Here is a 13,885-nt window from a genome sequence, read left to right on the forward strand (position 1 = left end):
GGAGCTGACAAGGGTTAATTGCAAATAAATTACTGTTCGACCTAAATTTCGCCACAACGCTGTATTTCACAACGATTTGCCTGGTAACTGCGCAAAACCCTGGGCAAAAAGCGCCACTTTATTCCAATCGGTGTACTCCACTTCTTTCGATGTATCGGTTTCCCCGCCGGTCATACGCATAATGAATTGAATCATGACGCGATCAAACCAGCGATAACGCGGATAACGCAACGCCCCGGCGAAAACCGCACAGCAATCGGGTTGCCACGGTGACTGCTCCAGGAACTTGCGCGTATACGCATTGGTCTCTGGCGTACACTTATCTGCTTTACGCGCCGTCAGGTTGACACTAAAGAAGCCGCTCACCCGCTGCTGCAGCTGTGCTCTGTGCTGGGTGACAAATTTCAGCAACGCCGGATTGAAATGGCCATAGCGGATCGAAGCACCAATCAGCACGCGATCATACTGCAACCAATCAATCTGCTGCGCATGCAGTAAATCGATCACGTCGCATAGCTGATGCGGCACTAAGGTCTGCGCAATGCGCGCGGCAATGTCACGGGTTTGTCCATCGCGGCTGGAATACAGAATCAACGCTTTCATTACTCAATCCTATTTTATTATTCGCGCCAAAAGGTCGGCGTGAACAGCACCAGCAGCGTGAACACTTCAAGGCGTCCAAACAGCATGGTTAAAATCAAAATCCACTTCGCGACATCATTCATTGAAGTGAAGTTGTCTGCTACCACGCCCAAACCGGGCCCGAGGTTATTCAGGGTCGCGGCCACGGCAGCAAAAGCCGAGAAGTCATCCACGCCGGTGGCGATAATCGCCAACATGCTGAGCAGGAATACCAGCGCATAAGCTGAGAAGAAACCCCACACCGCTTCGAGGATACGTTCCGGCAGCGCGCGATTACCCAACTTGATGGTGTAAACCGCATTCGGGTGCACCAATCGCTTCAGTTCACGCGAACCCTGTTTGAACAGCAGCAGTATGCGAATCACCTTCAAACCGCCGCCGGTTGAACCCGCCATGCCGCCGATAAAAGCCGAGCACAGTAGCAGCACCGGCAGGAACAGCGGCCAGCGCGCAATGCTGTCGGTGGTAAAACCGGCCGTGGTCGCCATTGATACCACCTGGAAAAACGCCTGATTCAGCGTTTGCCAGCCGCTGGCGTACACATTGTGGAACCACAACACTATGGTACAGATCAGCACTAAGGTCAGTTGTACGCCAATAAACATGCGGAATTCGGGATCGCGCCAGTACACTTTCAGGTTGCGACCACTTAATAAAGAGAAGTGCAGGCCATAGTTACAGCCCGAGATCAGCAGAAATACCGCGACAATGGTGTTGATAGTTGGGCTATTAAAGTAGCCGATGCTGGCATCATGGGTTGAGAATCCGCCAATCGCGATCGTCGAGAAGCTATGGCCGATAGCATCAAACATCGGCATGCCCGCCAGCCACAGCGCCACCGCGCACGCCACGGTGAGCAATACGTAGATCAGCCACAACGTTTTAGCTGTTTCCGCGATACGCGGACGCATCTTGTTATCTTTCAACGGTCCCGGCATTTCGGCGCGATAGAGCTGCATGCCACCCACGCCCAGAATGGGCAGAATCGCCACCGCCAGCACAATGATCCCCATCCCGCCGAGCCACTGCAGCATCTGACGATAAAACAAAATCGCTTTAGGCAACGTATCCAGTCCCACCAGCGTGGTGGCGCCGGTGGTAGTGAGGCCAGAGAAGGACTCAAAGAAGGCATCAGTGATTGAGAGATGCGGCTGCTCGGCGAAGATAAACGGCATCGCACCGACGCTGCCCAACACGGTCCAGAACAGCACCACAATAAGGAAACCTTCGCGCGGCTTGAGTTCGGTTTTCTGCTTGCGGTTTGGCCACCACAGCAGTGAACCGATAACGATCGCCATCATAAAGGTCTGACTGAACGCGCGCCCGGCACCATCACGGTAAATCAAGGCGACGAGGCCCGGTAAAATCATGGTCACCGAGAACAGAATCACCAGCAGGCCCACGATGCGGGTAATGGCGCGAAAATGCATTCAGCCGTTTCCTTTAAACAGAAGCTTTTAGTTTGTCAGCGGGATGAGCGTCAGCGCGCCCCGGCTGTAATCAGAGAGGTTTTGGCGAAAGCCATCAATCTGCGCATGCGGCAACGCTAAACGCAGCGCAATACGATCCTGATAATGGCTCTCTTCTATAATGCCGTCAAAACGTTGCAGCAGGCGTTCAATGTCGCTGAGTTGGGCGTAATCGCACTGCAGGGTAAAAGATTCCATCGGCACTTTACGCTGACGCGCCAGTTGCTTCAGTCCTTGCTGCACGCCGCCGCCATAAGCTTTTACCAGGCCGCCGGTGCCCAGCATAATGCCGCCATAATAACGCACTACCACCGCGGTGATCTCACCGACACCGCTGCCCATCAGCTGGGCCAGCATCGGTTTACCCGCGGTGCCAGAAGGTTCGCCATCATCGGAGAAACCCAGCTGCTGCGAATCATCCGGCGCACCCGCCACCCACGCCCAGCAGTGATGCCGCGCGGTAGGATGTTCCTGCTTCACCTGCTGCACAAACGCGCGCGCCGCTTCCACGCCGGCCGTGTGCGCCAGCAAGGTGATGAAGCGGCTTTTCTTGATGGTTTCCTCGCTGAGACTTACGGCCTGAGCGGGAATGTCGTAAGCATCCATCAGGCAAGGTGCAAGTCGCGCGTCATGTTTTCAATGCGATTAGCGTGAACCACCACGTTATCCTCGATACGAATACCGCCGTAAGGTTTCAGTGCATCAATTGCCGCCCAGTCAAAGTATTGGCTGAACTTGCCGCCGCGCAGCTTCGTCAGCAGCGAATCGATAATATAGAAGCCCGGTTCGATAGTCAGCACCATGCCAGGTTCCAGCACGCGCGTACAACGCAAATACGGATACTGCGACGGTGCCGCCAGATGCGTACCGTTGTCATCCTGCATGAAGCCAGCCACATCGTGCACCTGCAAGCCGAGCGGATGTCCAAGGCCGTGCGGCATAAACGGACCGGTTAAATCTTCCGCCACCAGCGTCTCTTCAGTCAGGCCTTTCACCAACTCGAACTTCAGCAGCAGACGCGCAATGCGCTGATGCATCTGCAGATGATAATCGGTATAGCGCACGCCGGCTTTCAAGGTGGCGATCAGCGCCAGCTCTTCCTTGTTCATCGCCGCAACCATGTCGGCATAGCGCGATTTGCTCTGCGCCGCGTAGCTGCGCGTCAGGTCAGCGGCGTAACCGAGGTATTCCGCACCGGCGTCAATCAGGAAGCTGTGGCGTTTGGCCGGCGGCTGATGATCCAGTTTGGTGTAGTGCAGCACCGCGGCATGTTCATTGAGCGCAATGATGTTGCCATAAGGCACATCGGTATCGCGATGGCCGGTTGCGGTCAGATAGGCGATATTGATATCGAACTCGCTCATGCCAGAGAAGAACGCCTCTTTAGCAGCGCGATGGCCCGCCACCGCCAGCTTCTGCGCTTCGCGCATACACGCCAGTTCATAGTCGGTTTTGATACTGCGATGATAATGCAGGAAATCGATCACGCCTTTCGGGTTCACCTGCTCGCTGTTAATACCGAGCTGGGAAGCACGTGACGGCACCGGACCGATATAGGCTACGTTTTCACGCTGTGCTGGCAGCAGCTGCGCGATCTCATCGGCACTCTTCAGGCCAATCACCTCCACATCGTTAGTCCAGAAGCTGTTTGGCAGCGGCTCAACGTTGTGCCAGTAATCAACCGGCGAATAGAACCACAGCTTGGGTTTATTCACGCCATCAATCCATAACCAGCAGTTTGGCACCTGCGTCACCGGCACCCACGCTTTGAACTGGGGATTCACCTTAAACGGATAGTCGTGATCGTCGAGAAAAACGGTCAACAGCTCGCCGGAATGAATCAGCATGGCATCAAGCTTAAAGCGAGCCAGCACCTGCTGCGCTCGCTGCTGCAGCGTATTGATGTGCGCGTGATACAGGGTTTTCAGTGAATCCATGGACTAGTCTCCGATGTCGCGAAAGTGGCCGCAGTGTAGCACAGCCGTGTTAGCGATGCCGTGCTGCGCGCGCTGTGATCGTTGTATCAAATAATCAAACTCTGGTTTGCAAATAATTAACATCACACTCACACTCCAACTCATCTGGTATGACCAGATCAACTTTCGCGGTTTCAGGAGACGGACATGCTCTACCAAGGCGATACCCTTTCAGTTCACTGGCTTGACGACGGCATCGCCGAGCTGGTTTTCGATGCGCCCGGTTCGGTGAACAAACTCGATACCAAAACCGTTGCCTCGTTGGGCGAGGCATTAAGCGTATTGGAACAGCAACCCGCGCTGCGCGGCCTGTTGCTCTCGTCGGCCAAACCGGCATTTATCGTTGGTGCCGACATCACAGAATTCCTGTCGCTGTTTGATGCGCCAGAAGAGAAGCTGAGCCAATGGCTGGCGTTTGCCAACAGCATCTTCAATCGTTTAGAGGATTTGCCGGTGCCCACCGTGGCCGCCATCGACGGCTATGCGCTGGGCGGCGGCTGTGAATGCATACTGGCGACCGACTTCCGCATTGCCACGCCGACCGCACGCATTGGCCTGCCGGAAACCAAACTGGGCATTATGCCGGGCTTTGGTGGCAGCGTGCGCTTGCCACGCCTGCTTGGCGCCGATAGCGCGATGGAGATTATCGCCGCCGGTAAAGATGTTGATGGCAGCAGCGCCCTGAAACTCGGTTTGGTGGATGCGGTAGTCAGCAGCGACAAACTACATGCCGCTGCGCTGACCGTATTGCAGGACGCCATCGTGCAGGGCAACTGGCAGACACGCCGCGCGCCGAAGCTGGTACCGCTGAAACTCAGCCCGATTGAAGCCGCCATGAGCTTCACCATCGCCAAAAGCATGGTGCTGCAAACCGCGGGCAAACACTATCCGGCACCGATTACCGCCATCAAAACCATTGAAGCTGCCGCCAGCCTCGGACGTGATGATGCGCTGAAGCTGGAAACCGCCGCGTTTGTGCCGCTGGCGCAGAGCGATGTGGCACGCGCGCTGGTCGGTATCTTCCTGAACGATCAGTACGTCAAAGGCCTGGCGAAAAAGCACAGCAGTGCGGCCGGTGCGCCGCAGCAAGCGGCAGTATTAGGCGCAGGCATTATGGGCGGCGGCATTGCTTATCAATCGGCGTGGAAAGGTGTGCCGGTGATGATGAAAGATATCAATCCGCAGGCATTAACGCTGGGCATGACCGAAGCCAGCAAGCTGCTGAACAAACAGCTGGAGCGCGGCAAAATTGACGGCGCGAAACTGGCGAGCGTACTCACCACCATTCAGCCCACGCTGGATTACGCCGGATTCGAACGCACCGACGTGGTGGTAGAAGCGGTAGTAGAGAATCCGCAGATCAAAGCCAAAGTGCTGGCAGAGACCGAACAGCATCTGCGCGAGGACGCCATTCTCGCCTCCAACACCTCAACCATTCCGATCAGCCTGCTGGCGCAAGCCCTGAAACGTCCGGAAAACTTCTGCGGCATGCACTTCTTCAATCCGGTACCGCGTATGCCGCTGGTTGAAGTGATTCGCGGTGAGAAAACCTCAGAAGCGACCCTCAGCAAAGTGGTGGCCTGGGCGAGCAAAATGGGCAAGACGCCGATTGTGGTGAATGACTGTCCCGGCTTCTTTGTGAATCGCGTGCTGTTCCCCTACTTCGCCGCCTTCAGCCTGCTGCTGCGCGACGGCGCGGATTTCCGTCAGATCGATAAAGTGATGGAAAAACAGTTCGGCTGGCCGATGGGCCCCGCGTGGCTGCTGGATGTGGTCGGCATTGATACCGCGCATCACGCTCAGCAGGTGATGGCGCAAGGTTTCCCGTCTCGCATGCAGAAAGATTATCGCGACGCGATCGACGTGCTGTTTGACGCCAAACGTTACGGCCAGAAAAACGGTCAGGGCTTTTACCGCTGGGAGCAGGATAAAAAAGGCAAAGCGCAGAAGAGAGCCGATGCGGCTGTCGATGCGCTGCTGGAACCGATTTGCCAGCCGACGCGCGTGTTCAGCGATGACGAGATCGCCAACCGCATGATGCTGCCGATGCTCAACGAAGTGGTGCGCTGCCTCGAAGAGAAGATCATCGCTTCACCGGCCGAAGCTGATATGGCGCTGGTGTACGGTTTAGGCTTCCCGCCGTTCCGTGGCGGCGCGTTCCGCTACATGGATACGCTGGGCAACAGCAACGTGGTCGACCAGGCCAAACGTTATACCGCGCTCGGCCCGCTGTACGCGCTGCCGGAGCTGCTGTTGCAAAAAGCCCATCAGCATCAGAGCTGGTATCCCGCGGTGCAACCGATTGACGAAGCGGCGCTGCAAAGTGCCTGAGGTAATGAAAATGGAAAAAGTGGTAATTGTTGATGCGGTCCGCACGCCGATGGGCCGCTCCAAAGGCGGTGCGTTTCGTCAGGTACGGGCGGAAGATCTCTCGGCGCATTTGATGCGTGAGCTGCTGAGCCGCAACCCGGCGGTTGATCCCGCCACGCTGGACGACATTATCTGGGGCTGCGTGCAGCAGACGCTGGAGCAAGGCTTCAACATTGCTCGTAACGCCGCGCTGCTGGCGGAGATTCCGCATCGCGTACCTGCCAGCACCGTCAACCGCCTGTGCGGTTCGTCGATGCAGGCGCTGCACGACGCGGCACGCGCGATTATGGTTGGCGATGCGCACAGCTGCCTGATTGGCGGCGTAGAACATATGGGCCACGTGCCGATGAGCCACGGCGTGGATTTCCATCCGGGCCTGGGTCGCACGGTAGCAAAAGCGGCGGGCATGATGGGGTTAACCGCCGAGATGCTGGCGCGCATGCATCACATTACGCGCGAGCAGCAGGATGCTTTTGCGCTGCGTTCGCACCAGCGCGCCTGGGCGGCAACTCAACGTGGCGATTTCAAGCGTGAGATTGTGGCGACCTACGGCCACGACGCCGACGGCGTGTTGAAGCGCTTTGAGAGCGACGAAGTGATCCGCGAAGAGACCAGCCTCGAAGGATTGGCTGCGCTGCGCCCGGCATTCGATCCGGTCAACGGCACCGTGACCGCAGGCAGCTCATCCGCGCTTTCCGACGGCGCAGCCGCGATGTTGATCATGAGTGAAAGCCGCGCACGCGAACTCGGTCTGACAGCGCGCGCGCGCATTCGCAGCATGGCGGTGGTGGGCTGCGATCCGTCGATTATGGGTTACGGTCCGGTTCCCGCCAGCAAGCTGGCGCTCAAGCGCGCGGGATTGAGCGTGCAGGATATCGACCTGTTCGAGTTCAACGAGGCTTTTGCCGCACAGGCGCTGCCATGCATTAAAGACATGGGCTTGCTGGAACAGCTGGATGAGAAAGTCAATTTGAATGGCGGCGCGATTGCGCTCGGTCATCCGCTGGGATGTTCCGGTGCGCGTATCAGTACTACGCTGCTGAATCTGATGGAACGTCGCGATGCGCAATTTGGTCTGGCGACCATGTGCATTGGCTTAGGCCAGGGCATCGCCACGGTGTTCGAACGGGTTTAATACGTTAATGTTGCACGTGTTACCGCCCTTTCGGGCGGTTTTTTTACGCAATACATTGCGCCGCGACGAATCCGTGAACATTCTCGTAGCGGCGCGATTTATCACGTTCTGTTGACCTTAAATAAAGGCAAACGCATCGCCAAACATCTGCGCTTCCAGCGCACCGCGCTCGGCGCAGAAACGCTCACGCGCAATCTTCGCCATCTCAAAACGACCGGCAATATAGATATCGTGCTCGCTGAGCGACGCGAAATCCTGCATCACCGCCGTCAGCACCGTGCCGCTGCGTCCGGTCCAGTCATCCGCAGGTTGTTCAACCACCGGGATCACTTTCAGGTTCGGATGCTTCACCGCCAGCGCATTCAGCTCATCCAGATCGTACAGATGCATCAGCTCACGGCCGCCCCAGTAAATCGCAATCTCGCGATCGGGTTGCTGTGCCAGCGCGGTCAGCAGAATAGAACGCGCATAGGAGAAGCCGGTACCGCCCGCGATCAGAATGATCGGACGCTCGCTATCTTCACGCAGCCAGGCATCGCCGTGCGGCATATCAACCGTAATCTGGCGATCGTTCTTGATGCGGTCCATCACCGCCATCGCGTAGAGATTGAGATCCGACGCGCCGATGTGCAGCTCAATGATGTCCTTTTCCATTGGCGTAGAAGCCAGTGAAAACGGGCGCTTATCGCGCTCATCCATCACCACCATCAAATACTGTCCGGCGCGGAAGTTAAAATCCGCCGCCGGAATTAAACGAACGCGGTAAACCGTGTCCGTAATCGCTTCAACCGAAGTCACTTTGCAGCTTAACGTTGTCATGCGTTCCCTTTTTCTTCGGGTCTAATTGGTCTGCCGCCGTTAGCGCTGCGGCGGCTCGGCAAAGATAGCTAACTCATCCCAAATGGCGTCAATGCGCGCGGTCACCGCCGGATCTTTCACAATCGGCGTGCCCCACTCGCGCGTGGTTTCACCCGGCCACTTATTGGTCGCATCAAGTCCCATCTTCGAGCCTAAGCCGGAAACCGGCGAGGCGAAGTCGAGATAATCGATGGGCGTGTTCTCAACCAGCACCGTATCGCGTGCCGGATCCATGCGGGTGGTAATCGCCCAAATCACATCATTCCAGTCGCGCGCGTTGACGTCGTCATCGCACACAATCACGAACTTGGTGTACATGAACTGACGCAGGAACGACCACACGCCGAACATCACGCGCTTGGCGTGACCCGCGTACTGTTTCTTGATCGTTACTACCGCGAGGCGATAAGAGCAGCCTTCCGGCGGCAGATAGAAATCAACGATCTCCGGGAATTGCTTGATCAGAATCGGCACCAGCACTTCATTGAGCGCCACGCCCAGCACCGCCGGTTCATCCGGTGGACGTCCGGTGTAGGTTGAATGATAAATCGGGTTGCGACGTTGCGTTACGTGCGTCACGGTAAACACCGGGAAGCTATCTACTTCATTGTAGTAGCCTGTGTGGTCGCCGTACGGACCTTCCGGCGCGACATCGCCCGGCTCGATATAACCTTCCAGCACGATTTCCGCGCTGGCCGGCACTTCGAGTTCGTTCGAAACGCACTTCACCACTTCGGTTTTGTTACCGCGCAGCAAACCGGCAAAGGCGTATTCGGAGAGTGTATCCGGCACCGGCGTTACCGCGCCGAGAATGGTGGCAGGATCGGCGCCCAGCGCCACCGACACCGGGAAACGTTCGCCCGGATGCGCTTTACACCACTCCTGGAAATCCAGCGCGCCGCCGCGATGCGACAGCCAGCGCATAATCACGCGGTTCTTGCCGATCACCTGCTGACGATAGATACCCAGATTTTGTCGCTCTTTATGCGGGCCGCGCGTGACGGTTAATCCCCACGTAATCAGCGGCGCAGCATCGCCCGGCCAGCATTTCATCACCGGAATGCGCGACAGATCGACGTCATCGCCGCTGAAAATCTCTTCCTGGCACGGCGCATTGCGCAGACGCTTGGTTGGCATGTTCAGCACTTGCTTGAACTGCGGCATCTTATCAAACAGATCGCGGAAGCCTTTTGGCGGCTCCGGCTCTTTCAGGAACGCCAGCAGCTTGCCTACTTCACGCAGCGCACTGACCTCTTCCTGGCCCATGCCCATCGCCACGCGTTTGGGTGTGCCAAACAGATTACACAGCACCGGCATGTCGTACCCTTTCGGGTTTTCGAACAGCAGCGCTGGGCCGCCAGCGCGCAGCGTGCGGTCGGCAATTTCCGTCATCTCTAACTCAGGATCGATCTCCTGAGTGATGCGCTTTAACTCGCCACGCTGTTCCAGCAATGCGAGGAAGTCTCGTAAATCCTGATATTTCATGCGGCTTTAGCTTTCCGGCCAGAGTGAAACGCCATTATAGAGGCGTTTTACGCTGACATGTTGAGGTTTTGCGTCAGGCAGGCTGACAGGAAAACGGCACCAGCGACTGAATCGCCAATACATCGTGATAAGCAGTAATCGGCTCGCCGTGACGGAACACTTTGAAGTCTTCACCGCGTGCGCTGTAGTAACGCAGGCGATTTTCGCTCACGTGCAGGAAGCTGGCTTCACGCAGCGCAATCACCGATTCATGCGGGTTAACGGCACAGAACTCGGCCAGTCGTTCATCACGCGTTTCGCCCATATGGCCGCTGACGTGCGCATCAAGATAATGCGGATTGATCTGCACCGGGAACAAACCCAGCGCGGGCAACACTACGCTGCTGCGCACCGGCATATCATTGGTGGTGCGAATGGAAGGCGTTGCGACATTGCAACCGGCGCTCCAGCCGACGTACGGCACATCACGCTCGCGCACCGCGCGTTGGATAGCGACGATCAAGCCGTGCTCGTGCAGCATTTGATTGAGGAACCAGGTATTTCCGCCGCTCACCAGAATCAGCTCAGCTTGTTCAATCGCCGCAACGGGCGATGCAAACTCGTGCACGGTGCGCACGTCAATGCCTAACGACGCGGATAACTCCTGCGCGCGCTGCGCGTGATCGCCACGAATAATCGCGTACGGTACCAGCACCGCCGAAGTGATGCCGCGCTGGGCGATCATCGCATGCAGCTGCGGGTGGGCGTAACTTAACAGCGGCGCATCGTCAGCCACTTTACCGTTACTCAACAGGAACAGTTCCATCAGCCACTCCTTTTCAATCGAAAGATGGGGAGGGAGTCTGATACAGATGGTCGCCGGCCGTCAATTTTCTTGCAAGAAAGCGTAAATAAGCCGCATCAATCGGATAAATCGTAGTGAAATTGTTTTCAGCGCCCGGTTTCCACCCGCCGATGCGCTATAACTCTGACAACTGATTTGATATTCTTAGCGTCCATTATTTGGGAGCGGTTATGGAATCCTGGTACTTACTCTATTGCAAACGTGGACAACTGTTGCGCGCGAAAGAGCATCTTGAGCGGCAAGAGGTGAATTGCCTCAGCCCGATGATCGCTCTGGAGAAGATTGTGCGCGGTAAACGCACCACCGTGAGTGAGCCGCTGTTTCCCAACTATCTGTTTATCGAATTCGATCCCGAAGCGATTCACACCACCACCATCAGCAGCACGCGCGGCGTCAGCCACTTCGTGCGCTTTGGCACCATGCCGGCCACCGTATCAAATGATGTGATCGAAGCGCTGCAAACCGACGTGCCTCAGATCGTGCTTGATGCGGAAACCCCGCAAAGCGGTGATGAAGTGATCATCACCGATGGCACGTTCGAAGGATTGCGCGCCATTTTTGCCGAGCCGGATGGTGAAACGCGCTCCGTTTTGCTGCTCAACATGCTGAACAAACAGGTGATGCGCAGCGTGGATAACAAGCAGTTCCGTAAACTCTAAGCGAGTTTAAACAGCTGACGCGCGTTGAGATTAACCTGCGCGCCCAGCCCTTCCGCCTCCTCGCCACGCCAGTTCGCCACCTGCTGCACAATATGCGGCAGGAAGCATGGCTCATTGCGGCGCGAAGTGGGACGCGGATGCATATCGCGCGGCAGTAAATACGGTGCGTCGGTTTCCAGTAACAGGCGCTCAGCCGGAATCAGCGGCAGCAATTCACGCAGTTCCATGCCGCGACGCTCGTCGCATACCCAACCGGTAATGCCCACCGACAATCCCAGCGCCAGACACGCTTGCAGCTCGTCACGCGTACCAGTAAAGCAGTGCACGACTGCACCAACCAGCTTCGGTAGCCACGGCTCAAGTACTGCAACAAAACGATCGTGCGCTTCACGGCAATGCAAAAACACCGGTAGCTGTAGCTCAGCAGCCAACGCCAGCTGCGCATCGAAAGCGTATTCCTGCTGATCGTGGGCCGAAAGATTGCGATTGAAATCCAGGCCACATTCGCCAATCGCGACCACCTGCTCACTTTCCGCCAGGCGACGCAAGGTATTCGCGGTTTCCGCCGACCATTCACTGGCATGGTGCGGATGGACGCCGGCGGTTGACCAGCAATAGCCCGCGTGCAATGCCGCCAGCTGCCGCGCCTGCTGGCTCTCCAGCGCGTTGGTGCCGGTAATTAACAGGCCGGTGACGCCTGCTTCGCGCGCACGTTTTACCACCTGCTCGCGATCTTTTGCGAATTGCGTGCTGGTCAGGTTTACACCGATATCAAACATGTCTTCTCCCCAATAAAAAACCGCCCAACGGGGCGGTTTAGATTCATCTTCCCGCGCGCTGCGGGATGCCCTGCATTAAGGACATCAGGATTCGGTGTTGTGTTCCTCATCCGAAGACTGACGTCCTTTACCCACATAGTAGCGGGAGAAGAATACGCCGACTTCAAACAGGCAGTACATCGGAATAGCGAGCAAAGTTTGCGAGAAAACATCCGGCGGTGTGAGCAACATCCCAACCACGAACGCGCCAACCAACATGTAAGGACGTTTCTTTTTCAAATCTTCTGGTGAAGTTATGCCGGTCCAGCACAGCAGCACAATCGCAATCGGCACCTCAAACGCCACGCCGAAGGCCATGAAAATCGTCATGACGAAGTCGAGGTAGTTGGTGATATCCGTTGCGATGGTCACGCCTTGCGGCGCGGTTTTGGCGAAGAAGCCAAACGCCAGCGGGAACACGATGAAGTAAGCAAACGCCACGCCGACGTAAAACAGCAGCGTACTGGAGAACAGCAGCGGCATCACCAGTTTGCGTTCGTGGCGATAGAGCGCGGGCGCCACAAAGGCCCACACCTGATACAAAATCACCGGCACGGCCAGAAACACCGAAACGATGATGGTCAGCTTGATCGGCGTGAAGAATGGCGATGCGACGTCGGTAGCGATCATGCTCGCCCCGGCTGGCATCTGGCTGATCAGCGGCGACGCGACCAGATGGTAAATATCATTCGCGAAATAGACCAGACACAGAAAGATGACTAAAACAGCGATGATGCAATTCAACAAACGCTTGCGCAGCTCAATCAAATGGCTAATGAGCGGTTGGGTATCTTCAACGGCCATGTTTATCGTTCATCTTTTACGAGAGAAGTCTTCGCGGTGCTTTCAGGAGCACTGGCGACGGGAGGGGTTTCTGCGGCAGAGGTTTCGTCAGTAGGCTGCGGAGTCTGTGCAGGCGCACTGGTTTGATGTTCTGCTGCTGCGGGCGTGACCGCAGGTGAAGTCACGGGCTGCACGGCGGCTGGCGGAGTCTGATGAATAGTGTTGGCTTCATCTTCCTCTTTTTCGAGATCGATACTCTGCTGCACCGAACGTTTCATTGAGTCGGCGGTTTTACGCAGTTCCTCCATCGACTCTTTTAGCTCGGGTGACAACGTGCCACGGCCCGCTTCTTCCACCTTTTTCAGGCTGTCCTGCAATTCCTGCAGTTTCAACTCTTGCGCCAGTTCGTTTTGTACATTCGCGGCCAGTGAGCGAATGGCTCTGATCCAGCCGACGACGGTTTTCACCGCAACCGGTAACCGCTGCGGGCCAAGCACAATCAGCCCGATCACGAACACTAATACCAGTTCACTAAAACCAATGTCGAACACAGTTATACCTGCTTGTCGTTCCGGGCGTCGTCTTTAGTCGCCGTGGTTTGCTGTTTGTCTGCCAGAGTTTTGGCGTTGAAGTCAGCGTCCTGCTCTTTCGGTTGATCCTTTTTATCGTCTTCATCGCCCATAGCTTTTTTGAAGCCACGAATGGAAGATCCTAAATCCGAACCCAGGTTACGAAGTTTGTTGGTACCGAACAGAAGAACAACAATGACGGCAATGATTAACAATTGCCAAATACTGATACCGCCCATGAGATATGCCTCTAATATTCTGTGAAAAACTGTTGACT

The 13,885-nt window shown here is 56.4% G+C and carries 14 protein-coding genes; 3 read left to right on the plus strand and 11 right to left on the minus strand.

Annotation, left to right across the window (positions count from 1 at the left end; all coding sequences use genetic code 11):
* Positions 1-66 precede the first annotated feature (66 nt).
* The 4 genes from hemG to pepQ are packed head-to-tail and all read right to left on the minus strand — an operon-like array spanning position 67 to position 4,048.
* Positions 67-603: a menaquinone-dependent protoporphyrinogen IX dehydrogenase gene (gene hemG / locus MWH02_RS14450; protein ID WP_110867943.1), complete on the minus strand. Its 537-nt coding sequence runs from the start codon at positions 601-603 to the stop codon at positions 67-69.
* 17 nt (positions 604-620) lie between these two features.
* Entirely contained in the window at positions 621-2,072 is a 1,452-nt protein-coding gene (gene trkH / locus MWH02_RS14455; protein WP_101763723.1) for a Trk system potassium transporter TrkH, read from the minus strand.
* A 27-nt stretch (positions 2,073-2,099) separates the two neighbouring features.
* Positions 2,100-2,717, minus strand: a complete 618-nt coding sequence (locus tag MWH02_RS14460; RefSeq protein ID WP_137384924.1) for an IMPACT family protein — start codon at positions 2,715-2,717, stop codon at positions 2,100-2,102.
* Positions 2,717-4,048: a Xaa-Pro dipeptidase gene (gene pepQ, locus MWH02_RS14465; protein WP_192414452.1), complete on the minus strand. Its 1,332-nt coding sequence runs from the start codon at positions 4,046-4,048 to the stop codon at positions 2,717-2,719. The genes MWH02_RS14460 and pepQ overlap by 1 nt, the downstream gene beginning before the upstream one ends.
* Positions 4,049-4,234: 186 nt before the next feature.
* On the opposite strand from pepQ, the gene fadB reads away from it, so the two are divergent.
* Complete coding sequence (gene fadB / locus MWH02_RS14470; protein WP_271460893.1) at positions 4,235-6,418, plus strand: fatty acid oxidation complex subunit alpha FadB; 2,184 nt, start codon at positions 4,235-4,237, stop codon at positions 6,416-6,418.
* Positions 6,419-6,428: 10 nt separating this feature from the next.
* Positions 6,429-7,592, plus strand: coding sequence for an acetyl-CoA C-acyltransferase FadA (fadA, locus tag MWH02_RS14475; RefSeq protein WP_137386834.1), 1,164 nt, complete (start codon positions 6,429-6,431; stop codon positions 7,590-7,592).
* A 117-nt stretch (positions 7,593-7,709) separates the two neighbouring features.
* On the opposite strand, the gene fre is transcribed toward fadA, so the two are convergent.
* The 3 genes from fre to pepE all read right to left on the minus strand — a co-directional run bounded on the left by fre (position 7,710) and on the right by pepE (position 10,740).
* Positions 7,710-8,411: an NAD(P)H-flavin reductase gene (gene fre, locus MWH02_RS14480; protein ID WP_101763727.1), complete on the minus strand. Its 702-nt coding sequence runs from the start codon at positions 8,409-8,411 to the stop codon at positions 7,710-7,712.
* 39 nt (positions 8,412-8,450) lie between these two features.
* A complete protein-coding gene (gene ubiD / locus MWH02_RS14485) occupies positions 8,451-9,935 on the minus strand; it encodes a 4-hydroxy-3-polyprenylbenzoate decarboxylase (RefSeq protein WP_101763728.1) in 1,485 nt (494 codons plus the stop codon).
* Between the two features lie 73 nt (positions 9,936-10,008).
* Complete coding sequence (pepE, locus tag MWH02_RS14490) at positions 10,009-10,740, minus strand: dipeptidase PepE (RefSeq protein ID WP_210080991.1); 732 nt, start codon at positions 10,738-10,740, stop codon at positions 10,009-10,011.
* Between the two features lie 209 nt (positions 10,741-10,949).
* Here pepE and rfaH point away from each other — a divergent pair, with 209 nt between their 5' ends.
* Positions 10,950-11,438, plus strand: coding sequence for a transcription/translation regulatory transformer protein RfaH (gene rfaH, locus MWH02_RS14495; protein ID WP_101763730.1), 489 nt, complete (start codon positions 10,950-10,952; stop codon positions 11,436-11,438).
* On the opposite strand, the gene tatD is transcribed toward rfaH, so the two are convergent.
* The 4 genes from tatD to tatA form a co-directional block, all read right to left on the minus strand.
* Positions 11,435-12,217 carry a 3'-5' ssDNA/RNA exonuclease TatD gene (tatD, locus tag MWH02_RS14500; protein ID WP_271460894.1) on the minus strand — a complete coding sequence of 261 codons (783 nt, stop codon included), beginning with the start codon at positions 12,215-12,217 and terminating at the stop codon, positions 11,435-11,437. The two genes, rfaH and tatD, sit on opposite strands and share 4 nt — an antisense overlap.
* An 84-nt stretch (positions 12,218-12,301) precedes the next feature.
* The gene (gene tatC, locus MWH02_RS14505) at positions 12,302-13,060 is read right to left on the minus strand and encodes a Sec-independent protein translocase subunit TatC (protein WP_101763732.1); all 759 of its coding nucleotides are present in this window, start codon (positions 13,058-13,060) and stop codon (positions 12,302-12,304) included.
* A gap of 2 nt (positions 13,061-13,062) precedes the next feature.
* Positions 13,063-13,590: a Sec-independent protein translocase protein TatB gene (gene tatB / locus MWH02_RS14510; protein WP_210080993.1), complete on the minus strand. Its 528-nt coding sequence runs from the start codon at positions 13,588-13,590 to the stop codon at positions 13,063-13,065.
* Between the two features lie 2 nt (positions 13,591-13,592).
* Entirely contained in the window at positions 13,593-13,847 is a 255-nt protein-coding gene (gene tatA, locus MWH02_RS14515; RefSeq protein ID WP_008105810.1) for a Sec-independent protein translocase subunit TatA, read from the minus strand.
* Positions 13,848-13,885 lie beyond the last annotated feature (38 nt).

It is taken from the genome of Pantoea leporis, from assembly GCF_028048155.1.
Lineage (GTDB): Bacteria > Pseudomonadota > Gammaproteobacteria > Enterobacterales > Enterobacteriaceae > Pantoea > Pantoea leporis.

Excerpts from the sequence above, each read along its gene's own strand:
- hemG (WP_110867943.1), bottom strand. The coding sequence starts at position 603 with ATGAAAGCGTTGATTCTGTATTCCAGCCGCGATGGACAAACCCGTGAC.
- trkH (WP_101763723.1), bottom strand. The coding sequence starts at position 2,072 with ATGCATTTTCGCGCCATTACCCGCATCGTGGGCCTGCTGGTGATTCTG.
- MWH02_RS14460 (WP_137384924.1), bottom strand. The coding sequence starts at position 2,717 with ATGGATGCTTACGACATTCCCGCTCAGGCCGTAAGTCTCAGCGAGGAA.
- pepQ (WP_192414452.1), bottom strand. The coding sequence starts at position 4,048 with ATGGATTCACTGAAAACCCTGTATCACGCGCACATCAATACGCTGCAG.
- fadB (WP_271460893.1), top strand. The coding sequence starts at position 4,235 with ATGCTCTACCAAGGCGATACCCTTTCAGTTCACTGGCTTGACGACGGC.
- fadA (WP_137386834.1), top strand. The coding sequence starts at position 6,429 with ATGGAAAAAGTGGTAATTGTTGATGCGGTCCGCACGCCGATGGGCCGC.
- fre (WP_101763727.1), bottom strand. The coding sequence starts at position 8,411 with ATGACAACGTTAAGCTGCAAAGTGACTTCGGTTGAAGCGATTACGGAC.
- ubiD (WP_101763728.1), bottom strand. The coding sequence starts at position 9,935 with ATGAAATATCAGGATTTACGAGACTTCCTCGCATTGCTGGAACAGCGT.
- pepE (WP_210080991.1), bottom strand. The coding sequence starts at position 10,740 with ATGGAACTGTTCCTGTTGAGTAACGGTAAAGTGGCTGACGATGCGCCG.
- rfaH (WP_101763730.1), top strand. The coding sequence starts at position 10,950 with ATGGAATCCTGGTACTTACTCTATTGCAAACGTGGACAACTGTTGCGC.
- tatD (WP_271460894.1), bottom strand. The coding sequence starts at position 12,217 with ATGTTTGATATCGGTGTAAACCTGACCAGCACGCAATTCGCAAAAGAT.
- tatC (WP_101763732.1), bottom strand. The coding sequence starts at position 13,060 with ATGGCCGTTGAAGATACCCAACCGCTCATTAGCCATTTGATTGAGCTG.
- tatA (WP_008105810.1), bottom strand. The coding sequence starts at position 13,847 with ATGGGCGGTATCAGTATTTGGCAATTGTTAATCATTGCCGTCATTGTT.